The sequence below is a fragment of the Kitasatospora sp. NPDC001159 genome (assembly GCF_053598235.1).
This window is the reverse complement of the sequence record NZ_JBSFJV010000011.1, coordinates 1-22,109: the sequence shown is the minus strand read 5'-3', so window position 1 is coordinate 22,109 and position 22,109 is coordinate 1. Positions and strand designations below refer to the sequence as shown.

19 protein-coding genes and 1 rRNA gene are annotated in these 22,109 nt (G+C 72.8%); 9 read left to right on the top strand and 11 right to left on the bottom strand.

Annotated features, from left to right (window positions below):
- Positions 1–4 precede the first annotated feature (4 nt).
- On the bottom strand, positions 5–661 hold the full coding sequence (locus tag ACWC9T_RS08445) for an HAD family hydrolase (protein ID WP_449820276.1): 657 nt from the start codon (positions 659–661) through the stop codon (positions 5–7).
- Positions 662–712: 51 nt separating this feature from the next.
- A complete protein-coding gene (locus ACWC9T_RS08440) occupies positions 713–1,222 on the bottom strand; it encodes a DUF6912 family protein (RefSeq protein ID WP_449820275.1) in 510 nt (169 codons plus the stop codon).
- 359 nt (positions 1,223–1,581) lie between these two features.
- Here ACWC9T_RS08440 and ACWC9T_RS08435 point away from each other — a divergent pair, with 359 nt between their 5' ends.
- Positions 1,582–2,031, top strand: a complete 450-nt coding sequence (locus tag ACWC9T_RS08435; protein WP_449820274.1) for an Rv3235 family protein — start codon at positions 1,582–1,584, stop codon at positions 2,029–2,031.
- A 77-nt stretch (positions 2,032–2,108) separates the two neighbouring features.
- On the opposite strand, the gene secA is transcribed toward ACWC9T_RS08435, so the two are convergent.
- The gene (gene secA, locus ACWC9T_RS08430) at positions 2,109–4,871 is read right to left on the bottom strand and encodes a preprotein translocase subunit SecA (protein ID WP_449820273.1); all 2,763 of its coding nucleotides are present in this window, start codon (positions 4,869–4,871) and stop codon (positions 2,109–2,111) included.
- Positions 4,872–5,113: 242 nt separating this feature from the next.
- On the opposite strand from secA, the gene ACWC9T_RS08425 reads away from it, so the two are divergent.
- Both ACWC9T_RS08425 and ACWC9T_RS08420 read left to right on the top strand, forming a co-directional pair.
- Positions 5,114–5,671: a GNAT family N-acetyltransferase gene (locus tag ACWC9T_RS08425; RefSeq protein ID WP_449820272.1), complete on the top strand. Its 558-nt coding sequence runs from the start codon at positions 5,114–5,116 to the stop codon at positions 5,669–5,671.
- 80 nt (positions 5,672–5,751) lie between these two features.
- Positions 5,752–6,960 carry a winged helix-turn-helix domain-containing protein gene (locus tag ACWC9T_RS08420; RefSeq protein ID WP_449820271.1) on the top strand — a complete coding sequence of 403 codons (1,209 nt, stop codon included), beginning with the start codon at positions 5,752–5,754 and terminating at the stop codon, positions 6,958–6,960.
- Positions 6,961–6,979: 19 nt separating this feature from the next.
- On the opposite strand, the gene ACWC9T_RS08415 is transcribed toward ACWC9T_RS08420, so the two are convergent.
- Together ACWC9T_RS08415 and hpf are read right to left on the bottom strand one after the other, a co-directional pair.
- Positions 6,980–7,738 carry a response regulator gene (locus ACWC9T_RS08415; RefSeq protein ID WP_449820270.1) on the bottom strand — a complete coding sequence of 253 codons (759 nt, stop codon included), beginning with the start codon at positions 7,736–7,738 and terminating at the stop codon, positions 6,980–6,982.
- A gap of 243 nt (positions 7,739–7,981) precedes the next feature.
- The gene (gene hpf / locus ACWC9T_RS08410) at positions 7,982–8,677 is read right to left on the bottom strand and encodes a ribosome hibernation-promoting factor, HPF/YfiA family (RefSeq protein ID WP_355676363.1); all 696 of its coding nucleotides are present in this window, start codon (positions 8,675–8,677) and stop codon (positions 7,982–7,984) included.
- Positions 8,678–9,045: 368 nt separating this feature from the next.
- On the opposite strand from hpf, the gene ACWC9T_RS08405 reads away from it, so the two are divergent.
- A complete protein-coding gene (locus ACWC9T_RS08405) occupies positions 9,046–9,765 on the top strand; it encodes a ComF family protein (protein WP_449820269.1) in 720 nt (239 codons plus the stop codon).
- Positions 9,766–9,777: 12 nt separating this feature from the next.
- On the opposite strand, the gene ACWC9T_RS08400 is transcribed toward ACWC9T_RS08405, so the two are convergent.
- The 3 genes from ACWC9T_RS08400 to mtrA form a co-directional block, all read right to left on the bottom strand.
- Positions 9,778–11,655 (bottom strand): LpqB family beta-propeller domain-containing protein, encoded by a 1,878-nt coding sequence (locus ACWC9T_RS08400; RefSeq protein ID WP_449820268.1) that lies wholly within the window; start codon positions 11,653–11,655, stop codon positions 9,778–9,780.
- The gene (gene mtrB / locus ACWC9T_RS08395; RefSeq protein ID WP_449820267.1) at positions 11,630–13,612 is read right to left on the bottom strand and encodes an MtrAB system histidine kinase MtrB; all 1,983 of its coding nucleotides are present in this window, start codon (positions 13,610–13,612) and stop codon (positions 11,630–11,632) included. Before mtrB ends, ACWC9T_RS08400 begins: the two co-directional genes overlap by 26 nt.
- 124 nt (positions 13,613–13,736) lie before the next feature.
- Positions 13,737–14,414 (bottom strand): MtrAB system response regulator MtrA, encoded by a 678-nt coding sequence (mtrA, locus tag ACWC9T_RS08390; RefSeq protein WP_350746044.1) that lies wholly within the window; start codon positions 14,412–14,414, stop codon positions 13,737–13,739.
- Between the two features lie 287 nt (positions 14,415–14,701).
- Between mtrA and ACWC9T_RS08385 the strand changes: the two genes are divergently transcribed.
- From ACWC9T_RS08385 to ACWC9T_RS08365, 5 genes are all read left to right on the top strand, one after another.
- Complete coding sequence (locus tag ACWC9T_RS08385) at positions 14,702–15,856, top strand: DUF7544 domain-containing protein (protein ID WP_449820266.1); 1,155 nt, start codon at positions 14,702–14,704, stop codon at positions 15,854–15,856.
- A 5-nt stretch (positions 15,857–15,861) separates the two neighbouring features.
- Positions 15,862–16,569: a DUF4129 domain-containing protein gene (locus ACWC9T_RS08380; RefSeq protein ID WP_449820265.1), complete on the top strand. Its 708-nt coding sequence runs from the start codon at positions 15,862–15,864 to the stop codon at positions 16,567–16,569.
- Complete coding sequence (locus ACWC9T_RS08375; protein ID WP_449820264.1) at positions 16,566–17,789, top strand: DUF4350 domain-containing protein; 1,224 nt, start codon at positions 16,566–16,568, stop codon at positions 17,787–17,789. The genes ACWC9T_RS08380 and ACWC9T_RS08375 overlap by 4 nt, the downstream gene beginning before the upstream one ends.
- A 104-nt stretch (positions 17,790–17,893) precedes the next feature.
- Positions 17,894–18,823 (top strand): AAA family ATPase, encoded by a 930-nt coding sequence (locus tag ACWC9T_RS08370; protein WP_449820350.1) that lies wholly within the window; start codon positions 17,894–17,896, stop codon positions 18,821–18,823.
- A gap of 106 nt (positions 18,824–18,929) precedes the next feature.
- The gene (locus ACWC9T_RS08365) at positions 18,930–20,240 is read left to right on the top strand and encodes a DUF58 domain-containing protein (RefSeq protein WP_449820263.1); all 1,311 of its coding nucleotides are present in this window, start codon (positions 18,930–18,932) and stop codon (positions 20,238–20,240) included.
- 14 nt (positions 20,241–20,254) lie between these two features.
- Here ACWC9T_RS08365 and ACWC9T_RS08360 read toward each other — a convergent pair whose 3' ends face one another.
- The 3 genes from ACWC9T_RS08360 to rrf all read right to left on the bottom strand — a co-directional run.
- Positions 20,255–21,412 (bottom strand): RNA polymerase sigma factor, encoded by a 1,158-nt coding sequence (locus tag ACWC9T_RS08360; protein WP_449820349.1) that lies wholly within the window; start codon positions 21,410–21,412, stop codon positions 20,255–20,257.
- Between the two features lie 8 nt (positions 21,413–21,420).
- Positions 21,421–21,828 carry a YciI family protein gene (locus ACWC9T_RS08355; protein WP_449820262.1) on the bottom strand — a complete coding sequence of 136 codons (408 nt, stop codon included), beginning with the start codon at positions 21,826–21,828 and terminating at the stop codon, positions 21,421–21,423.
- 194 nt (positions 21,829–22,022) lie between these two features.
- Positions 22,023–22,109: ribosomal RNA gene (rrf, locus tag ACWC9T_RS08350) — 5S ribosomal RNA — on the bottom strand; the annotation flags it as partial.

Below are 22,109 nucleotides of genomic sequence, written 5' to 3'. Positions count from 1 at the left end.
CGGCTCAGCCCGCCAGCCAGCCCGCCAGCTCGACCGCCTCGGCCAGGCTGTCCACCACCGGGACACCGACCGGCTCCAGCTTCTCCCGGGTGTGCGAGCCGCCGGTGTAGAGCACCGCGTGGGCGCCCGCGTTCAGCGCCGCCAGGGCGTCGTCCGCGGCGTCACCGATCAGAACCGTACGGGCGGGGTCCACCTGCTCCCCGAGCGCGGCCAGGTGCCTCGTCAGCTGCTCCGCCTTCTGGCCGCCGGACGGGCCGCTGCGGCCGTCCACCCGCAGGAAGCGGCCGGTCAGGCCGAAGGAGTCGACCAGCGGGACCAGCTTGTCGTGCATGTACATCGACAGCAGGGACTGGCTGTTCCCGGCGGTCTCCCAGCCCTCCAGCAGCTCCAGCACGCCGTCGGTCAGGCCGCAGGCCAGGCTGAGCTCGCGGTAGCGGTCCTGGAAGGCGTCGTCCAGCTTCAGCCACTCCTCCCGGGAGGGCATCCGGCCGAGCAACCGCTCGTAGAAGTTGGGGATCGGGATCTCGTACTGCTCGCGGTACTGCTGCATGGTCATCGGCCCGACGCCGATGGTCGCGAACGCGGCGTTGCTCGCGCCGAGCACCGCTTCCATGTCGTGGAAGAGGGTCCCGTTCCAGTCCCAAACGATGTGAGTGCGCACGGGTGCAGACGGTAACCCGGACGGACGAGACACGGGTAGGACCGGGGTCACTCAGGCCAGCAGCGAGGGGATTTCCTGGGTCGCGTACCAGAGCAGGTCGTGGTCCTCGGCGCCGTCCACGGTGAACTGGGCGTCCTGGTCGCCCGCGTCGGCCGCAGCCACCGCCGCCACCGCCGCCGTGACGTCCGCGACCACCTCGTCGTCGGCCACGTCGGCGTGCACCGAGGCGGCCTTGGCCAGCTTCACCGGGCCGGCCAGCACCACCCGGCCCAGCGAGGCCTGGTCCTGGTACTCGTCGCCGGGGAAGGGCTTCACGGCCGAGTCGGCGACGTCCAGCGCCACCACGATCCGGCGGCGCGGGGCGTCCGGCTCGTCGGCCAGCAGCCGCAGCGAGGACTGGGCGGCCCGGTTCAGCGCCGCGTACTCCAGCTCCTCCAGGTCGTCGCTGACGTACCACTCGCGCAGCGCGGGGGTCACGGCGTACGCCGCGGACTGCTCCAGGGCGCCGCCCTCGTGCGCCGCCGCCAGGCCGGTCAGGGTGGTGGGCACGTACACGCGCATCGGTGGCACTCTCCGGTTCGTCCAGCGGGGTTCGTCCAGCGGCACAGATTCTGCAGCGCCCCAAGAATAAGCTCCGCCGGGCCCGCCGTGATCACCCTCCACCCCGATCAGCGCGCGGCCCGCAGGGCCACCCGGTCCGCCGCACCGGGGCGTCCCCTTTCGGACCGTACGGCCCGCCCCCGGGCGTCAACCGGAGCATCGACAGACGGCCCGCCGGGCCCGTCGCCGCATTGGTCAAGTCCCCCGGATAGGTGAACTCCGCACCAGGCCCCGGGCGCCCGAAAACACGTTGCCGCCCCGCGCGCGGCGCCGTCAGCCTGGCCCCGTCCGTACCCGCACCACCCGCACCGGGAGCCACCGTGACCGCCCACCTCACCGCCCGCCCGCACCGCCGCGTCCGCGCCTCCGGCAGCTGCGACCCAGCCGGACGCCGGCCGCGCCGACCGCGCGCCGTCTGCACCGGCACCGCCGTCCCCCACGACCACGCCCCCCGGGCGCTCGCCGCCCGCTTCGCCCACCAGCTGGTCGAGGTGCTCACCGGCGCCCGGCCCGCCGGCCAGCTGATGCGGCACACCAGCCTGGACGGCTACGGGCAGCTCGCCTCGCTGGTCAGGGCCGGTGCGCTGCGCCGCGGCGGCCCCGCCGACCGGCCCCGGCTCGGCCCGGTGCACGACCGATCGCCCTCACCCGATGCCGTCGAGGCCTGCGTCCGGGTCGATCTCGGCCGGCGGCACCACATGGTGGCCTTCCGGCTGGAGCAGCGCGGCCCGGCCGGGCAGTGGCAGTGCACCGCCGTGGAGGCCCGATGACCACCCGGTGGTACGGGACGGCGCAGGGCGCCGCCCCCGTGCGGGTGCGGCGCCCTGCGCGGCGTCCTACGTCGGGCTCAGCCCTTGCGGCGACGGCCCTTGGCGGACTTGGCGGCCTTGCGGCGCTCGGCGCGGGTCAGCCCGTCGCCCTCGTCCTCCGGCGCCAGGTCCTCGAAGTCGCCCTCGATGACACCGCCGCCGACCTCGTCCGAGGGGGCCGTGTAGTGCAGCCGCTGGGGCTTCGGGGCCTCCAGGCCCTTGGCCTTGATCTCCGGGCGGGCGGCGTCCTTCTCCAGCTTGTCGAGCACCACCTGGGCGTCCTCGACCGGGACCTCCTCGACCTGCTGCTCGACCTGGACCTCCAGGTTGAACAGGTAGCCGACGGACTCCTCCTTGATGCCCTCCATCATCGCGGTGAACATGTCGAAGCCCTCGCGCTGGTACTCGACCAGCGGGTCGCGCTGCGCCATGGCCCGCAGGCCGATGCCCTCCTGGAGGTAGTCCATCTCGTAGAGGTGCTCGCGCCAGCGGCGGTCCAGCACCGACAGGACGACCCGGCGCTCCAGCTCGCGCATGATCTCCTCACCGAGCTGGTCCTCGCGGGCACCGTACTGGGCCTGGATGTCCTCCTGGATGACCTTGGTCAGGAACTCGGAGGTCAGTCCGCCGCTGCCACCGGCCTCCTCCTCCAGCTCCTCCAGGTCCAGGGTGATCGGGTAGAGCTGCTTGAGCGCGGACCAGAGCTTGTCCAGGTCCCAGTCGTCCTCGAAGCCCTCGCCGGTGGCCGCCTTGACGTAGGCCTCGACGGTGTCGTCCATGAAGTGGCCGACCTGCTCCTGCAGGTCCTCGCCCTCCAGCACGCGGCGACGCTCGCCGTAGATGACCTCGCGCTGGCGGTTGAGCACCTCGTCGTACTTGAGGACGTTCTTGCGGATCTCGAAGTTCTGCTGCTCGACCTGGGTCTGCGCGGAGGCGATCGCGCGGGTGACCATCTTGGACTCGATCGGCACGTCCTCGGGCACGTTGGCCATCGAGAGCACGCGCTCGACCATGCCGGCCTTGAACAGGCGCATCAGGTCGTCGCCCAGGGACAGGTAGAAGCGGGACTCGCCCGGGTCGCCCTGACGGCCGGAGCGGCCGCGCAGCTGGTTGTCGATCCGGCGGGACTCGTGCCGCTCGGTGCCGAGGACGTAGAGGCCACCGGCCTCCTTGACCTCCTCCTGCTCGGCCTTGACCGAGGCCTTGGCCTTCTCCAGCGCGGCCGGGAACGCGGCCTCGTACTCCTCCGGGTTGTCCCCCGCGGAGAGCCCGCGCTGGGCCAGCTCGGCCGCCGCGAGGTGGTCCGGGTTGCCGCCGAGCATGATGTCGGTGCCTCGGCCGGCCATGTTGGTGGCGACGGTGACGGCGCCCTTGCGGCCGGCCTGCGCGACGATCTGCGCCTCGCGCTCGTGGTGCTTGGCGTTCAGCACCTCGTGCGGGATGCCGCGCTTGCGCAGCTCCTGCGACAGGTACTCGGACTTCTCGACCGACACGGTGCCGACCAGCACCGGCTGGCCCTTCTCGTGCTTCTCGGCGATGTCCTCGACCACGGCGGCGAACTTGGCCGGCTCCGACTTGTAGATCAGGTCGGGCTGGTCGATGCGCAGCGGCGTCTTGTTGGTCGGGATCGGCACCACGCCGAGCTTGTAGATCTGGTGGAACTCGGCCGCCTCGGTGGTGCCGGTACCGGTCATGCCGGACAGCTTGTCGTACAGGCGGAAGAAGTTCTGCAGGGTGATGGTGGCCAGGGTCTGGTTCTCGTTCTGGACCTCCACCCCTTCCTTGGCCTCGATCGCCTGGTGCATGCCCTCGTTGTAGCGGCGGCCGGCCAGGATACGACCGGTGTGCTCGTCGACGATCATGACTTCGCCGTTCATGACGACGTAGTCCTTGTCCTTCCTGTACAGCTCCTTCGCCTTGATGGCGTTGTTCAGGAAGCCGACGAGCGGGGTGTTCACCGACTCGTAGAGGTTGTCGATGCCGAGGTAGTCCTCGACCCGGGTGACGCCCTCCTCCAGGATGCCGACGGTGCGCTTCTTCTCGTCGACCTCGTAGTCGCGGTCGATCTTCAGGCGCAGCACCAGCTTGGCGAAGTCGGCGTACCACTTGGTCGCCTGGTCGGCCGGGCCGGAGATGATCAGCGGGGTACGGGCCTCGTCGATGAGGATCGAGTCGACCTCGTCGACGACGGCGAAGTTGTGGCCGCGCTGGACGAGTTCGTCCTTCGACCATGCCATGTTGTCACGAAGGTAGTCGAAACCGAACTCGTTGTTCGTGCCGTACGTGATGTCCATCGCGTACTGGCGCTTGCGCTCGACGGGCGTCATGTTGGCCAGGATCACGCCGACTTCGAGGCCGAGGAAGCGGTGCACCCGGCCCATCCACTCCGAGTCGCGCTCGGCGAGGTAGTCGTTGACGGTGATCAGGTGAACGCCCTTGCCGGTCAGCGCGTTCAGGTACGCGGGCAGGGTGCCGACGAGTGTCTTGCCCTCACCGGTGCGCATCTCCGCGACGTAGCCGAAGTGCAGGGCCGCGCCGCCCATGAGCTGGACGTCGTAGTGCCGCTGGCCGAGCACGCGCTTGGCGGCCTCACGGACGGTGGCGAACGCCTCGGGGAGGATGTCGTCCAGCGACTCGCCGTCGACGAGCCGCTGCTTGTACTCGTCGGTCAGCGCGCGCAGCTCGGCGTCGGTGAGGTTGACGAAGTCCTCTTCGATGGAGTTGACCTGGGCAGCAATCCGCTGCAGCTTGCGAAGGATCTTGCCCTCGCCGGCGCGCAGGATCTTGTCGAAGACGGACACTTGAGCGGGCTCCTTGCCTGTATTGGCACTGGACGACTGCACGGCGGGTCCACCCCACCGCACGGGCCATCGTATGCGAGGAGTCCAATGCGCCGGGAGGTGCGTCAGCACCGTATTCCCGTGTCACCCGCCCGAGCACATGGACCGATAGCACCGTCCACCATGACAAATCGGTCGGCGGGCCCGGGAGTTGGCCGCGATATCGGATGCCCGCATTCCTCATTCGGCGAAATAATCCACCCATGGAAGAACCACGGAGCGAACTCGTCACCCTCGCCACCGACCGCCTGGTCCTGCGGGCCCCCCGGGAATCGGACATCGACGCGATCTTCGCGGCCTGCCAGGACGACGAGATCCAGCGCTGGACGGTCGTGCCGGTCCCCTACCGGCGCGCGGACGCGGAGTTCTTCGTACGCACCCTGGCCCCCGAGGGGCTGGGCAAGGGCAGCGAGTTCACCTGGTGCGTGGTCGAACGCGACACCGGGCGGCTGGTCGGCGCCCAGGCGGTCACCCGCTTCGCCGCTGACCCGGACTCCGCCTCGGTCGGTTGGTGGACGGTGAAGGAGCAGCGCAGCCGCGGCTACACCGTCGAGGCGGCCCGGGCGGTCGCCCGTTGGGCGCTCACCGAGCTCGGCCTGCGCCGCCTCCAGTGGCTCGCCTACATCGGCAACGAGGGCTCGCGCGCGGTCGCCGAGCGGGTCGGCTACCGCTACGAGGGCACCCTGCGCTCCTACGCCAACCAGCGCGGCGTCTTCCACGACTCCTGGGTCGCCTCGCTGCTCCCGTCCGACCTGGACTGAGGTCCGACCCGGACTGAGCGCTGAATCGAGCGGACACCGGCCCGGGCCCGCCGTCGGTACCCCGGGCTACGCTCGCCGGCATGACCGCCGCAGCCGCCGACCGCACCCCCGTCACCGTCCTGGGCGCCGACGACGCCCGCCGGATCGCTCTGCGCGCCCAGGGCCTGCTGGGCGCACCGGACCGCCGGGGCGGGGTGCGCGGGGTGCTGCGGCACCTGGGCGCCGTCCAGTTGGACACCATCTCGGTGCTGGCCCGATCGCACGAGCTGGTGCCGTACGCCCGGCTCGGCGCGGTCGGCCGTCCGGCGGTCGAAGCGGCGTACTGGGGCGCCGGCACGAGCTTCGAGTACTGGTCGCACGCGGCCTGCATCCTGCCGGTCGAGGAGTGGCCGCTGTTCGCCTTCCGGCGCCGCCGCTACCGCGACCGCGGCCACCTCTGGGGCCACCAGGTCGCGCCCGAGACGTACCGGGCAGTGCTCGACAAGCTGCGCGCCGAGGGGCCGTTGACCTCCACCGCGCTCGGCGGGGCGAAGAGGACCGCCGAGTGGTGGGACTGGTCCGACACCAAGATCGCGGTCGAACGGGCCCTGGCCTTCGGGGACGTGGTCTGCACCGAGCGCCGGAGCTGGAAGCGGGTGTACGCGCTGGCCGAACAGGCCATCCCCGATGCCCTGTTCGGCCAGGACCGGTCCGACCGGGAGTGCGTGCGCACCCTGGTCGCCCAGGCCGGCGCCGCGCTCGGCGTGGCCACCCGAGCCGACCTGCTGGACTACCACCGGCTGCGCGCCGAGGAGTTGGACCCGGTGCTCGCGGACAGCGGGCTGATCCCGGTCGAGGTGGCCGGCTGGGGCCCGGGCGGCGGCCGGGCCGCCGCCTGGGCCGACCCGGCCGCGCTGGCCGCCGCCCCGCGGGGGCGCCACCGCACCACCCTGCTCTCGCCGTTCGACTCGCTGGTCTGGGACCGCGCCCGCACCGAACGGATCTTCGGCATGACGCACCGCCTGGAGGCCTACACGCCCAAGCACAAGCGGGTGCACGGCTACTTCGCGATGCCGCTGCTGACCGGCGGTCGGCTGGTCGGCCGGGTCGACCCGGCCCGGGAGGGGCGCACCCTGGTCGCCCGACAGGTCTCGCTGACCGGCGACCGAGGATCCGGCGCGCGGCACGTCGAGGCGCTGGCCACCGCCCTGCGCGAGGCTGCCGCCTGGGTCGGCTGCGACACCGTACGGGTCGGGGCGCTGCACGACGAACGACTGCGCCCGGCCCTGGAGAAGCTGCTCGCCGACTGAACGGGCCGAGCGAACCGGCTCACCCTATTTCGAGGATCTTCTCCCGCATCGCGTACACCACCGCCTCCATCCTGGAGTGCAGTTGGAGTTTCTCCAGGATGTTGCGCACGTGGTTCTTCACGGTGTTCTCGCTGATGAACAGCTCCTTGGCGATCTCCCGGTTGTTCATTCCGGTCGCCACCAGCTTGAGCACCTCCAACTCCCGGTCGGTGAGCCGGGGCGCGGGCACCAGGTCCCGGTCGTCGGAGCGGCGCTGGATCATCGACTTGAACTCGGTGAGCAGCTTGGAGGCCATCGACGGGCTGATCTGCGACTGCCCGTCGGCGACCGCGCGGATCGCGGTGGCGACCTCGTCGGTGGAGATCTCCTTCAACAGGTAGCCGGTGGCCCCCGCCTTGATCGCCTCGTAGAGGTCGGCCTCCTCGTCGCTTATCGTCAGCATGATGATCTTGGTGCTGGGCGCCACGTCCTTGATCGCCGTGCAGGCCTCGATCCCGCTGCGGCGCGGCATCCGGACGTCCATGAGGATGATGTCGGGCAGCAGGTCAGCGGCCTTCAGCACCGCCTCGGCGCCGTCCCCGGCCTCGCCGACGACCTTGATGTCCGGCTCCTCGGCGAGCACGATCTCCAGCCCCCGACGGAACAACGCGTGGTCGTCCACCACCAGCACGCGGATCGGCTCACCCCGGCGTGGCGCGTACGCGGGCCCCTCCTCCGGGCCCGGCGACAGTCCGGCGACCGGCCCCCCAGCGGGCCCCAGCCCGAAGTGATCCCCCATCCGCTCCTCCCCCTTCGCGGGTCGTCGTCAGCCAATCATTCCACGCCCCGACACCGCCACGGTGACCCTCCGGCGCCGATTCCGCCGCATCGGGTGACCCCCTCGACCCCAGTGCGTCCGAGCACCGTTCGAACCCGTCCCGTCGCGACGCCCGTCCCGCCCCGGAACCCGTCCCGCCGCCGAACGCCGGTGACCCCGGCGGCCACTGCCACCGGGGTCACGACTCCATCACTGCCGGGACGGTCAGTCCTCGTCGTCGGACCGACCGATCGCACCGCCCGCACCGCTGGCCACGCCGGCCGCCATGTCGGGCTGCACGTGGATGACGCCGTAGTGGTAGCCGTGTCGGCGGTACACGACGCTCGGCAGGCCGCTGTCCTTCTCCACGAAGAGGTAGAAGTCGTGGCCGACCAGCTCCATCTCGTAGAGCGCCTGATCCAGCGCCATGGGGGCGGCCGAGTGCGTCTTCTCCCGGACCACCAGCGGGCCTTCGCCCTCCACTTCCAGGGATCCCATCATGGTCTTGCGGACGGCTCCGTTGGTCTCGCCCTCCGTCGCCGTCGTCGACGGCAGCGCGGCCAAGGCCGCAGTCGCCTCGGCGACGCTGATGGGGGTGCGGCCGTTCGCGCCGCCCTTGTGCACCCGACGCCGGTCCGCGGACTTGCGCAGCTGCGCGTCGAGCTTCGCCGAGGCCAGGTCGAGCGCCGCGTACGGGTCGGCGGCGGCGGCTTCGGCCCGGATCACCGGGCCCCGGGTACGGAGAGTGATCTCCACGCGGTCCGACCGGTCGGCCTGCCGCGGGTTGTGCTCCTTGGACACCTCGACGTCGAGGCTGATCACCTTGCCGTCGAACTTCTGGACCTTCTCCAGCTTCTCGGCCACGTGCTCGCGGAACCTCTTGGGCACCTCGGTCTTGCGGCCCTTGACGACGATGTCCACGCAGAACTCCGATCCCTCGTGCTGACGCCGATCCGGGTGCTACCGGACCGGACTGAGCTCCAGCTGGACCAGCCCATCCACTGCCGGCCCCCGCCCCCGCCAGCGGCGGGAACGACTGGCCCTCATCTCACTTCCTCCCCATCAGGGACGGTTGAAACCCCCTGGAGCCTTATCGAACACCTCACACGGGATTTTCGCCTCCCCAGGCGAGAACCCGGGTATGACCCGATACTGCGGGCGGGCGGTCAAACTGCTTCACCCTGTCTACCCTCCTGCGAGTGAAGTAGGGGTAAATACCTGGACAACGCCCCCCATACGGCGCATCCTTTGCTGACTCTCCGTGCCTGCCGCCGCCAGGAGCAGCCGTTTTGCCGTCCCCCTCGCCCACCCGTCCGCCGTCCGTCCGGACACCCTTCGCCCACGCACTGGCCGGGCTGCTGGACGTCCTGCTCCCCGCCGACTGCGCGGGCTGCGGCAGCGAGCGCACCCAGCTCTGTCCGGCCTGTCGGCACGCGCTGGCCACCGCCCGCCCCGGCCCCACCCTGCTGCCCTGGGCGCACGCCGCCGCTCCGTACAACGACCCGGTCCGGCAGCTGCTGCTCGCGCACAAGGAGCGCGGCGCGCTGCGGCTGGCCGGGCCGCTCGGGGAGGCGCTCGGACGGGCGGTGCGCTCCGTGCTGGGGGCCCGGGCCGAGTCCCCGCCGCTGCTGCTGGTCCCGATGCCCTCGGCCCGCGCGGCGGTCCGCGCCCGCGGCCACGACCCGACGCTGCGGCTGGCCGGGGCCGCCGCCCGCTCGCTGCGCCGGGCGGGTCTGGACGCCCGGGCCGCGCCATTGCTGCGGCACGCCCGTCCGGTCGCCGACCAGACCGGGCTGAACGCGGCCGAGCGGCGGCGCAATCTGCACGGGGCACTCACCGTACTGCCGCGCGCCCGACGCGAGCTGGCCGGCCGTCAGCCGGTGCTGGTGGACGACCTGGTGACCACCGGGGCGAGCCTGGCCGAGGCCGCCCGGGCACTGGCCGACGCCGGCCTGCCGGCCCGGGCGGCCGCCACGGTGGCGGCCACCGCGGTGCAGCCGGCCGACTGATCCGTCGGGGCGTCAGCCCGCGTAGAAGAAGGAGCGGGCCTTGTCCAGCAGCTGGGCCTCCCGCCACTGGTTGTTGACCAGCCGGTAGACCTTGCCCTCGGCCACCGCGAGCACCGGCGGCGCCGGCGTCAGGCTGTCGCCCCGGGACTCCGAGGCCGAGACGCTCAGCATGCCGAGGCCGCCCTGCAGCTGACCGTCCGTGCTCTGCGAGCCGTCGGTGCTGATGTAGTACAGCTGCTTGGGGCGGTCCGCCTCGTTCCCGAGCACCAGCAGCTGGTCGCTCTCCGCCCAGGAGACCGAGGCCACGTCGGTGAGCGAGGGCGCCGCCCGGCGCAGCGGCCCGGTGATCCTCGCGGTCGGCGCCTCCGGGGTGCCGCCGTGCACCACCAGGCCGAGCATCAGCGAACTGGTCGCCACACCCGGGGACCTGACCACCAGGGCGACCCGGGTGCCGTCCGAGGAGATCCTCAGCGCCTGCACGGTCTGCCCGGTCAGCCCGTCGACCGGCACGGTGTACGACTTGTTGCCGCGCACCATGACCACCCGCGGGCCCTGCGGGTTGCGGTCCACCACCCAGAGGTCGCCGCGGCCGTCCCAGCTGGGCGAGGCGAGGCCGTCGTCCTTGCTGCCGGCCTTCACCGGCGAGCTGAGCACCGGCTCGGGCATCGCCACGGTGCTGTCCGACAGCGCCACCGAGTAGAGCTGGTGGCCGTCCGCGCTGATCGCGGCGGCCCGGGCGCCGTCCCGGCTGACCGCGAGGGCGCTCGGCTGGGCCGCCGGGTTCGGTTGCGGCTTGCCGAGCACGCCGTGCACCGGGTCACCGGTGCGGCCGTCGTCGGTCGCCATCAGGACGCCGTTGTCGGAGCGCTGGTAGTACTGCTGGACGGACGACGCTCCGGCCACCGCTCCGGTCAGGGCACCCGGGCCGGTGGCGGGCGAGTCGGCGCGGCTGGCCGTGCAGGAGCCGCGCTGGCCCTTCAGCTCCAGCCGCTCGACCTGGCCCTTGCCCTGGTCGGCGAGGGTGTAGAAGAGCTGGGTCGCCATCCGGCGGCAGGCCATCGGCTCGCCGAGGTCCGCGCCGCCGAGCTGCACGTGGGCGACCCGGCTGTCGTCGATGGAGACCTTGTCCACCGAGGCGCCGGTCGGGAAGGCCGTCCGGACCACCGGCGAGAGCCAGTTCGAGGGCCCGCCGACCAGGGCCTTGGCGGCCGCCGTCAGCGGGTCTATCCGGCGCCGCAGGTAGATCGGGTCGGCGACCAGCACCTCCTGGCCGCCGTTGCCGGCCGACGGGTCCGGGGCGGTGTAGAAGAAGCGCTCGACCTGCCGGAAGCTGTTCCGGAAGTTGGTCTCGTTCATGATCACGCCCGGCGGCAGCTTGTCGATCCGCCACTCGCCGTCCTTCTCCCGGATGAAGGTGAAGTCGGACGAGGCGTTGTTGTTCTGCCCGGCGACCAGCAGGTACGAGTGCTTCTCGTCGACGGTGGCGACCATCTGCCCGGTGACCGTCTCGGAGGCCGTGGTGTCGGTGTCGGAGACGGACTGGCCGGGTTCCTTGATGGTCGTGCTGGCGAGCACCTGGATGCCCGCCTCCGGGTTCCAGCTCGCGGCGGCGCTCTCGGTGAGGTACTTGCGCGCGGTGTCGTACCCCTCGTCGGCGGTCACCGCGTCCAGGAACCCGGTCAGCAGCTCGCGCGGCTTGGCGCCCTTGCCGGGCGCCACCGGGTAGACCCTGGCCTGCAGGTTCTTGTCGGCCGAGCCCTGGGACAGCTCCACCCTGGTGATGCCGCCGGAGTCCGGCATGGCCGCGCAGCCGCTCGCCACCAGGGCGCCGAGCACCGCGCCGGCCACCGCCGTGAGCCGCGGCTCAGTCCTGCTGCTCGTCCTTCGCACGCTGCGACCCCTCCAGGTCCGTCCCGCCCGTCATGTCCGGCTCCGCCGTCCGCTGTGCCACCGACGGCCGTCCTGGCGACGGGTCCACCATGACCTGGGCGCCGGTGACGCCGTAACCGGCCCCTGCGGTCCATACGTCCGAAGGGTCCGAACGCGGCCCCTCCGGCAGTCGCTGTCGGCCCAGCCCGGGGCCGATGTTCAGCACCCCGCCAAGCCCGCTGCCCAGCCCGCTGCCGGGCCCCTCCGGCGCCTCGGCCTGCTCCTCGGCGGCCGTCAGCGCCGTCGCACCGGCCGGGGCGATCGCCCGCCGGTACGGCGTGCCGTACGCGCCCAGGCCCCGGTTGTTACGGGAGTCCTCCGGCTCAAGCCGGAACGGCGCCCGGCTGATCTCGCCGCCGCGGGTGCGCGGCAGGGTGAGTCGGAAGTGCGAGCCGCCGCCGGGCTCGCCCCAGGCCTGGAGCCAGCCGCCGTGCAGATGGGCGTCCTCGACCGCGATGGACAGGCCGAGGCCGGTGCCGCCGGTGGTGCGCACGCGGGACGGGTCCGCCCGCCAGAAGCGGTGGAACACCCGGGACGCCTCGCCCGGTTTGAGGCCGATGCCGTAGTCGCGCACGCCGACCGCGACCGCGCCGTCGGCCGAGCCCAGCCGGACCACCACGTCGCGGCCCTCGCCGTGCTCCAGCGCGTTGACCACCAGGTTGCGCAGGATGCGCTCGATCCGGCGGGAGTCCACCTCGGCCAGTACCGGCTCGCCGTCGCCGCGGATCACCACGGTGCTGCCCTTGGCCTGGGCCAGCGGGTCGGCGGCCTCCACCACCCGGGCGACGATCTCGCGCAGGTCGACCGGCTCGGCGTCCAGGATCGCGGCGCCGGCGTCGAAGCGGCTGATCTCCAGCAGGTCGGCCAGCAGCGACTCGAAGCGGTCCAGCTGGCCCTGCAGCAGCTCCGCGGAGCGGGCCGCCATCGGGTCCAGGTCCTCGCGGCTGTCGTAGATCAGGTCGGCGGCCATCCGGACCGTGGTCAGCGGGGTGCGCAGCTCGTGCGAGACGTCCGAGACGAAGCGCCGCTGAACCCGGGACAGCTCCTCGAGCTGGCGGATCTGCGCCTGGAGGGCGTTGGCCATCCGGTTGAAGGACTCGCCGAGGCGGGCGATGTCGTCCGTCCCGGTCACCTTCATCCGCTCCTCCAGGTGCCCATCGGCGAGCCGCTCGGAGATCCCGGCGGCCATCCGCACCGGGGTGACCACCTGGCGCACCACGACCCAGGCGATGCCACCCATCAGGATCACCACGAACACGCCGGCGGTCGCCAGGGTGCCGGTGATCAGGTTGAGGGTGTCGGTCTCCTGGCCGAAGGAGAACACGTAGAACAGCTGGTAGCTGGTGCCGGCCGGGCCGACGAACTGCATGCCGAGGGCCAGCCCGGGCTCGGTCTTGCCGCCGCTCTCGGGCGAGCGGTGGATCCGGGTCGCCTGGTCGAACATCTGGCCGGGCTCGTCGAAGAGCTTGGCCCGCAGGGTGTCCGGGACGCTGCTGGGCTGGATGTCGCCCGAGTAGCGCGGCGCGAAGCCGGCCGTGTCCGGGACGACGGCGCCGGTTCCGGGGGCCATCGCGATCACCGAGTAGACCGTCTGCCCGCTCGCGGCCAGGTCGTTGACCTGCCGCAGCAGCCAGGTGCCGGTCTCCTCGGTGGTCGGGTCGGCGGTGTTGCGCAGCTTGAGGTCGCGGGCCTCGTCGATCTTCTTCTGCTCGACCTGGAAGCCGATCCGGGCCTGCGCGCGGGCGGCGTCGATCTTGGTGTCGAGCAGGCCGGTGCGCACCTGCGCCACCACGACCACGCCCAGCACCAGGACCACCGCGATGGACGCCAGCAGGGACACCGCGACCACGCGCAGCTGGATCGAGCGGCGGTACAGCGCGGACACCCGGTGCACGGGACGACGGAACTGACGCTTCATCAGGCCGAAAACTCCGGAAGGGCCGCGACGGCGGCGGGTGGTCGAACTCAGCACGTCACCGCGCACGGCCCCCGCCCCGCCGGTCGCGGAACCCGGCGGGGTGTCGTCAGCCCGGTCCGTCACGTCAGCTGGGTCCGGCCTTGTAGCCGACGCCGCGGACGGTCACCACGATCTCGGGGCGCTCCGGGTCCTTCTCGATCTTCGAGCGAAGTCGCTGGACGTGGACGTTGACCAGGCGGGTGTCCGCCGCGTGGCGGTAGCCCCAGACCTGCTCCAGCAGCACCTCGCGGGTGAACACCTGCCAGGGCTTGCGGGCCAGCGCGACCAGCAGGTCGAACTCCAGCGGGGTCAGCGGGATGCTGCGGCCGTCCCGCTTCACCGAGTGGCCGGCCACGTCGATCACCAGGTCGCCGATGGTCAGCTGCTCGGGCGTCGGCTCCTCGGCGCGGCGCAGCCGGGCACGCACCCGGGCCACCAGCTCCTTGGGCTTGAACGGCTTGGTGACGTAGTCGTCGGCACCGGACTCCAGGCCCACCACCACGTCGACCGTGTCGGTCTTCGCGGTCAGCATGACGATCGGCACACCGGACTCCGCCCGGATCTGCCGGCACACGTCGATGCCGTCCCGGCCGGGCAGCATCAGATCGAGCAGGACCAGGTCAGGCTTGGTCTCCCGGAACGCGGCTAGCGCCTTGTCCCCGTCGGCGACGAAAAACGGCTCAAAACCCTCACCACGCAGCACAATGCCGAGCATCTCGGCCAGTGCGGAGTCGTCATCAACGACGAGGACGCGTCCCTTCATGGGTCCATCTTCTCATTACCGGATTGTGACCTGCCGCACAGCAGTACCAATGCTCCACAACGGCCAACTCCCCCGCCGGGGCATTCCGGCCATACCGGGCGAATAGTCCTCGCCGGAGCGTCTCCGAACGGTCCGGGACCGGCCCTCCGACCTCCCGAAGAGCCCGGTTGCCGATCAGCAACCGGATACCCCTGGGGCCTGTTCGGGCCCCATGGCACGATGGGCACCGCGCGCGGGCGAAAGATCCGCCCGGAGCCGCGCCCGTGACGCCCCTCCGAGGAGCAGTGATGACCGACACTCCGGGCTGGGCCTCGCCCAGCTCGTCCGAGCCACCCCGCGACGGCGCCCGGCCCCCGGCTGACGCGCCCGCCGCCGTGCCCGGACCGTCGGCACCACCGCAGGCCACCCCCGGCTGGAACACCCGGCCCGCGCAACCGACCTGGGGCGGACAGCCGCCCGGCGGCCGGAACCCGTACGGCTGGAGCACCGTGAGCAGCCCGCGGCCCGGGGTCATCCCGCTGCGCCCGCTCGCCGTCGGCGAACTGCTCGACGGAGCCGTCACCACCATCCGCCGGCACTGGCGCACCGCCCTCACGCTCTCGCTCGGCATCGCCGTGGTCGACCAGGCCGGAGCGATCGCCTCCGAGCTGCTGGTCAGCGGCAGGACCGGCATCTCCACCCAGCTGCTCACCCTGCTGGCCCGGATGCCGCTGATGCTGCTGCTCGACGCCCTCGCCACCGCGCTGCTCACCGTGGTGGTCAGCCGCGCCGTCCTCGGCCGGTCGGTGACCGCCGGCGACGCCTGGCGCGACGCCCGCCCCCGACTGCTGCAGTTGCTCGGCCTCACCGTGCTCACCACCCTGATGAGCTCCGGCGTGCTGCTGCTCGGCTTCACCCCGCTGCTCGGCTACCAGGCCAGCGGCTCCGCCACGCCCGCGACCGAGGCCCTGCTGGCGCTGGTCGGCCTGCTGACCGTCCCGGTCGCCGTCTGGCTGCTGATCCGCTACAGCCTGGCCGCCCCCGCGCTGATGCTGGAGAAGCAGGGCGTGATGACCGCGCTCTCGCGCTCACGGCGGCTGGTCCGCGGCTCCTGGTGGCGGATCTTCGGCATCGTCGTGCTGAGCAAGGTGCTGTCCGTGGTCATCGGGATGGTCCTGCTCATCCCGGCCCGGTTCATCGGCCTGGTGCTGGGCTTCGGCAGCATCGACCGCCTCAACAGCGGCAACCAGTCCGTCGGCATGCTGGTCATGACCGCGGTCGCCGGGATCATCGCCTCCGCGCTCACCACCCCGTTCATGGCCGCGGTCGGCGTGCTGGTCTACATCGACCAGCGAATCCGCCGCGAGGCCCTGGACATCGAACTCGCCCGCGCCGCCGGCCTGCCCGAGCAGGCCGGCACCGGTTCGGGCGGCCAGGCCGACCAGACCCCCGCGAGGCGCTGAGCCGGATGCCTATCTGGGGGGACAGGCTCCTCGCCGCGAGCGGCGCCCCGGTCACCGTGCCGCGTGACCCGGCCCGCGACGCCGCGCGCGACGAGCTGCTCAAGGCCGACTACCACAAGAACGACCCGACCGCCCTGGAACGGATCACCGACTGGTTCTGGGACCACATCGACCACGCGCTCGGCAGCCTCTCCGGCGGGGGCACCGACGGCGCCACCGGGCTGGTGCTCTTCCTGATCGTCGCCGTACTGATCGCCGCCGCCCTCTGGTGGCGCCTCGGCGCACCCAAGCGCGCCGCCCGTACCGTCCCGGGCGTGTACGGCACCCAGGGCCCGCGCAGCGCCGCGCAGTACCGGTCGGACGCCGCCGGGCACGCCGCAGCCGGGCAGTGGGCCGAGGCCGTCCGCGACCAGATGCGGGCGCTGGTCCGGGCCCTGGAGGAGCGCACCCTGCTCGACACCCGCCCCGGCCGCACCGCCGACGAGGCCGCCGTCGAGGCCGGCCGGGCCCTGCCCGAGCACGCCGCCGCGCTGACCGCGGCCGCCCGCGCCTTCGACGACATCGCCTACGGCGACCGGACCGCCGACCAGGACGCGTACCAGCTACTGCTGGACCTCGACCGGACCCTGGAGCGCACGCGCCCGGCCCTCGCCCACGCCACGGTCCCCGCAGCTGTCCCGACCACGGCCTCGACCACGGGAGGAGCGGCATGACCGGCACCGTCCCCGCTCCCCCCGCCGCCGAGCGGCCCGACGCCCACGCCGCCGCGCCGACCAGCCTCGCCCCCACCGGGCACGGCCTGCTGCGCCGCGCCCGCTGGTACCTGGCGTTCCTCGCCGCCCTGCTGATCAGCGCCGTCTGCATCGCCACCCTCAACCGGGGCCACCAGTACCCGCCCGGCGACCCGCGCTCGTACGACGCCGACGGCGCCCACGCCGTGGTCGCGCTGCTGGAACACCAGGGCCTCAGGACCGAGCTCACCACCGACCCCGCGGCCGCACCGGGCGGCGCCGACACCCTGGTGCTGCCCGAACCCGACCTGCTCGACAAGGCCCAGCTGCGCGCGATCGCCGCCGCCCGGCACAAGCGGCTGGTCCTGATCGCCCCCGGCCCGACCGCCCTCACCGCGCTCGCCCCCGGCATCCGCCCCTCCGACGAGGCCGGCGGCGCCCCGTACGCCCCCATCCGCAGCACCGCCATGGGCTGCTCGCTCACCGAGGCGGTCCGGGCCGGCAGCGCCACCATCGGCGGCATGCTCTACACCAGCGGCAGCCGCGGCGAGGGCTGCTACTCGCGCGGCCACGGCTACCCGCTGGTCAGCACCCCGACCGGGGACGGCGACGTCATCGTGCTGGGCAGCGGCACCGTCCTCACCAACGGTGAACTCGCCAAGGACGGCAACGCCTCGCTCGCGCTCGGCCTGCTCGGCTCGCAGCCCCGCCTCACCTGGCACCTGCCCGACTACTCCGCGCCGCCGGCCGAGGGCCTCCACCCCAAGACCTTCAACGACTACATCCCGAAGGGCTGGCACTGGGCCTTCTACCAGCTCGCCGTCGCCGCCGTCCTGGCCGCGCTCTGGCGCGCCCGCCGGCTCGGCCCGGTGGTCAGCGAGAACCTGCCCGTGGTGGTCCGCGCGGCCGAGACCACCGAGGGCCGCGCCCGCCTCTACCGGCGCGCCAAGGCCCGCGGCCGCGCCGCCGAGGCCCTGCGCCGGGCCGCCGCCCACCGCCTCGCCCCCACCCTGGGCGTCCCGCTCCAGGCCGGCGCGCCCGACCCCGAAGCCCTCTGCGCGGCCGTGGCCGGCCGCCTTCCCGAACGACCCGCCGGGGACGTCCGGGCCCTGCTCTACGGCCCGCCCCCGACCGACGACGCCGCACTGCTGCGGCTCGCCGACGACCTCGACGCCCTCGAAAGGCAGGTACGGAACCCGTGACCGAACAGGCGACCGCCCAGCTCCGCATCACCCCCGGCACGGCACCCGTCACCCCCGGCGCACCCACCACCCCCGCCACGCCCGCAACCGATCCGCGCGCTGCCCTGACCGCCCTGCGCGCCGAGATCGGCAAGGCCGTGGTCGGCCAGGACGCCGCCGTCACCGGCCTCGTGGTGGCGCTGCTCTGCGGCGGCCACGTGCTACTGGAGGGCGTCCCCGGCGTCGCCAAAACCCTGCTGATCCGCACCCTGTCCACCGCGCTCAGCCTGGAGACCAAGCGGATCCAGTTCACCCCCGACCTGATGCCCGGCGACGTCACCGGCTCGCTGGTCTACGACGCCCGCACCGCCGAGTTCTCCTTCCAGCCCGGCCCGGTCTTCACCAACCTGCTGCTCGCCGACGAGATCAACCGCACCCCGCCGAAGACCCAGGCCGCCCTGCTGGAGGCCATGGAGGAGCGGCAGGTCACCGTGAACGGCGAACCGCGCGCGCTGCCCGTCCCGTTCCTGGTCGCCGCGACCCAGAACCCGGTCGAGTACGAGGGCACCTACCCGCTGCCCGAGGCCCAGCTGGACCGCTTCCTGCTCAAGCTGATCCTGCCGTTGCCCGACCGCGACCAGGAGTTCCAGGTCCTCTCCCGGCACGCCGCCGGCTTCGACCCCCGCGACCTCGCCGCCGCCGGCGTCCGCCCGGTCGCCGGGCCCGAGCACCTCGCCGCGGCCCGCGCGCAGATCGCCAAGCTGACCGTCTCCCCCGAGGTCCTCGCCTACATCGTCGACCTCTGCCGGGCCACCCGGCAGTCCCCGTCGCTGTCCATCGGCGTCTCGCCGCGCGGCGCCACCGCCCTGCTCGCCGCCTCGCGCGCCTGGGCCTGGCTGGCCGGACGCGACTACGTCACCCCGGACGACGTCAAGGCACTCGCCCTGCCCACCCTGCGGCACCGCGTCGCGCTGCGCGCCGAGGCCGAGATGGAGGGCGTCACCGCCGACTCCGTCATCCAGGCCGTCCTGGCGCAGACGCCCGCCCCCCGCTGACCACCGCCCGCTGATCCACCGCCCGTAGGCGTCCGAGCCCCCGGCCCACGGGGTCCCGAACCCACGGGTTCCCGATTGTCACGGGTTTCCGAAGGAGCGCACCCGCATGGCCCTCACCGGGCGAACCGCCCTGCTCGCCGCGCTCGGCGCGCTCGTCGTGGGCCTGCTGCTGCCCTCCTGGGCGGGGATCGGCGTCGTCACCGGCGCGGTCCTGCTCGCCGTCCTGGTCGACCTGGCGCTCGCCGCCCCCGTCCGCAGCCTGCGTGTCGACCGGGGCGGCGACACCACCGTCCGCCTCGGCGACTCCGCCTCGATCGAACTGACCGTCACCAACCCCTCCGGGCGCCCGCTCCGGGCCCTGGTCCGCGACGCCTGGGCCCCCTCCGCCTGGCGACCCGGCACCGCCGAGACCGCCTCCCGGCACCCCCTCACCGTCCCCGCCGGCGAACGCCGCCGGGCGATCTCCGTACTCACCCCGAGCCGCCGCGGCGACCACCACGCCCACCGGGTGACGGTCCGCTCGCTCGGCCCCCTCGGCCTGGCCGGCCGTCAGGGCTCGCACAACGTCCCCTGGACGATCCGCGCGCTCCCCCCGTTCACCAGCCGCAAGCACCTGCCCTCCCGGCTCGCCCGACTGCGCGAACTCGACGGCCGCACCTCGGTACTGACCCGCGGCCAGGGCACCGAGTTCGACTCGCTGCGGGAGTACCTGCCCGGCGACGACATCCGCTCCATCGACTGGCGCGCCAGCGCCCGCCGCAACACTGTCGCCGTCCGCACCTGGCGCCCCGAACGCGACCGGCACATCCTGGTCGTCCTCGACACCGGCCGTACCTCGGCCGGCCGGGTCGGCGACGCCCCCCGCCTGGACGCCGCTCTCGACGCCGCCCTGCTGCTCACCGCCCTCGCCACCCGCGCCGGCGACCGGGTCGACCTGCTCGCCCACGACGCCCGCAAGCGCGCCACCGTGGCCGGCAGCTCGGCCAACGAGATCCTGCCCGCCTTCACCAACGCGATGGCCGTCCTGGAACCCGCGCTGCACGAGACCGACATGCGCTCGCTGGTGGCCACCGCGCTCAAGATGGCGCCGCACCGCTCACTGATCGTCCTGCTCACCGGCCTCGACGCGGCTCCGGTCGAGGACGGCCTGCGCCCGCTGCTGCCGCTGCTCACCAAGCGCCACGAGGTCGTCCTCGCCTCGGTCGCCGACCCGCACCTGGACGTCCTGGCCGCCGGCCGCGGCACCCTTCAGGCCGTCTACGGCGCGGCCGCCGCCGAGCAGACCCGCGCCGACCGCCGCGCCACCGCCGAGCACCTCACGCGCCACGGCGTCACCGTCCTCGACGCCCCGCCGAGCCAGATCGCCCCGGCACTGGCGGACACCTACCTGGCGCTGAAGGCCGCTGGCCGACTGTGAGTTGACCCGATGGGTCAGGTCTTGTGGCGGGCATTGAGCAGGGCGTTGAGCCGGGCCGCCTGGCGCGTCAGGTAGTCGCGCTCGGCGAGGTTGGACGCCTTGGGGGCCGCCTCGGCGTACAGCCGGGCCGCCGTCGCCAGGTCGCCGTCGCGCTCACGGAGGTAAGCCGCCACCGCCGTGTAGCGGGGCAACGAGTCGTCCAACCCCGCGAGCGCCGCCAGTCCGGCCCGCGGCCCGTCGGCCGCGCCGACGGCGACCGCGCGATTCAGCCGGACGACCGGGCTGTCGGTCAGCCTCACCAGCTCGTCGTACCACTCGACGATCTGCACCCAGTCGGTCTCCTCAGCGGTGAGCGCGTCGGCATGCAGCGCCGCGATGGCGGCCTGGGCCTGGAACTCTCCCAACCGGTCACGGGCCAGGGCCGCCTGCAGGATCACGACGCCCTCGGCGATCAACCCGGTGTCCCACCGGCTGCGGTCCTGCTCGGCGAGCGGCACCAGGCTGCCGTCCGACGCGGTCCGCCCGGCCCGCCGGGCGTGGTGCAGCAGCATCAACGCGAGCAGCCCCGCCACCTCGGGGTGGTCGATCGCCGCCGCCAGCTGCCGGGTGAGCCGGACCGCCTCGGCGGCGAGGTCGACGTCACCGGAGTAGCCCTCGTTGAAGACCAGGTAGAGGACCCGCAGCACGGTGGCGACGTCGCCCGGCTGATCGAACCGCACACCGGCGACGGTCCGCTTGGCCCGGCTGATGCGCTGCGCCATGGTCGCCTCGGGCACCAGGTAGGCCTGGGCGATCTGGCGGGTGGTAAGCCCGCCGAGCGCCCGCAGCGTGAGCGCGACCGCGGACGACGGCGTCAACGACGGGTGGGCGCAGAGGAAGTAGAGCCGGAGCGTGTCGTCCACCTCGGCCGCCGGGCCGGGCTCCGGCTCCTGGTCGACGAGGTCCTCACGCCGACGCCGCGCGGTGTCCGCCCGGGTCATGTCGAGGAACTTGCGCCAGGCGACGGTGACCAGCCAGCCCTTCGGGTCCCTCGGCGGATCGCTCTCCCAGACGCGGACCGCCTCGACCAACGCCTCCTGTACGGCGTCCTCGGCCGCCGCGAAGTCTGCTCCGCGGCGGACGAGGATGCCGAGCACGCTCGGTGTGAGGCTCCGGACCAGGGCCTCGTTCATCGGGGAGCTCACTCCGTGATGGTCGGCGGCATGGCCAGGAACGGGCGGACCTCCAGCCACTCGTGAATCGGCTTGCCGCCGGCCCCCGGGGCGGCCGACAGTTCCCCGGCCAACTCGATGGCGCGGTCGTAGCTGTCGACGTCGATCACCATCCAACCGGCGATCAGGTCCTTGGTCTCGGCGAACGGACCGTCGGTGACCGGCGGACGCCCCTCGCCGTCGTACCGGACCCACGTCCCCTCGGGCGCGAGCGCCTGGCCGTCGACGAACTCGCCGGTCTTCTCCAGCCGGACCGCGAAGTCCTGCATGTACTTCACGTGCGCCGTCACCTCCTCCGGCGTCCACTGGTCCATCGGCACGCAGTTGACCGCAGTCGGGGCGCCTCGGTAGTGCTTGAGCAGCAGGTACTTGGCCATCGTGCTTCTCCCTCGGTGCTGGTGCGACCCATTGTGGCCGCGTCCACCCCGGGGACGGAGCCAGCCACGGGTTCTCGACATCGCCGACCAGATTTTTCGGATCGGCGGCGGCGGAGTCACCAGAGCCTCGGGAATCGCCCCGGAAATGCGAAAAGGCCCACCCGGTAACCCGGGTGGGCCTTTTCTGAAGAATTGTTCGGCGGCGTCCTACTCTCCCACAGGGTCCCCCCTGCAGTACCATCGGCGCTGTGAGGCTTAGCTTCCGGGTTCGGAATGTAACC

Bases quoted from the DNA above. Each gene is read 5' to 3' on its own strand.
- ACWC9T_RS08440 (WP_449820275.1), bottom strand. From the start codon at position 1,222: ATGCGCGTGTACGTGCCCACCACCCTGACCGGCCTGGCGGCGGCGCAC.
- ACWC9T_RS08425 (WP_449820272.1), top strand. From the start codon at position 5,114: ATGGAAGAACCACGGAGCGAACTCGTCACCCTCGCCACCGACCGCCTG.
- ACWC9T_RS08420 (WP_449820271.1), top strand. From the start codon at position 5,752: ATGACCGCCGCAGCCGCCGACCGCACCCCCGTCACCGTCCTGGGCGCC.
- ACWC9T_RS08415 (WP_449820270.1), bottom strand. From the start codon at position 7,738: ATGGGGGATCACTTCGGGCTGGGGCCCGCTGGGGGGCCGGTCGCCGGA.
- mtrB (WP_449820267.1), bottom strand. From the start codon at position 13,612: ATGAAGCGTCAGTTCCGTCGTCCCGTGCACCGGGTGTCCGCGCTGTAC.
- mtrA (WP_350746044.1), bottom strand. From the start codon at position 14,414: ATGAAGGGACGCGTCCTCGTCGTTGATGACGACTCCGCACTGGCCGAG.
- ACWC9T_RS08385 (WP_449820266.1), top strand. From the start codon at position 14,702: ATGACCGACACTCCGGGCTGGGCCTCGCCCAGCTCGTCCGAGCCACCC.
- ACWC9T_RS08380 (WP_449820265.1), top strand. From the start codon at position 15,862: ATGCCTATCTGGGGGGACAGGCTCCTCGCCGCGAGCGGCGCCCCGGTC.
- ACWC9T_RS08375 (WP_449820264.1), top strand. From the start codon at position 16,566: ATGACCGGCACCGTCCCCGCTCCCCCCGCCGCCGAGCGGCCCGACGCC.
- ACWC9T_RS08365 (WP_449820263.1), top strand. From the start codon at position 18,930: ATGGCCCTCACCGGGCGAACCGCCCTGCTCGCCGCGCTCGGCGCGCTC.
- ACWC9T_RS08360 (WP_449820349.1), bottom strand. From the start codon at position 21,412: ATGAACGAGGCCCTGGTCCGGAGCCTCACACCGAGCGTGCTCGGCATC.
- ACWC9T_RS08355 (WP_449820262.1), bottom strand. From the start codon at position 21,828: ATGGCCAAGTACCTGCTGCTCAAGCACTACCGAGGCGCCCCGACTGCG.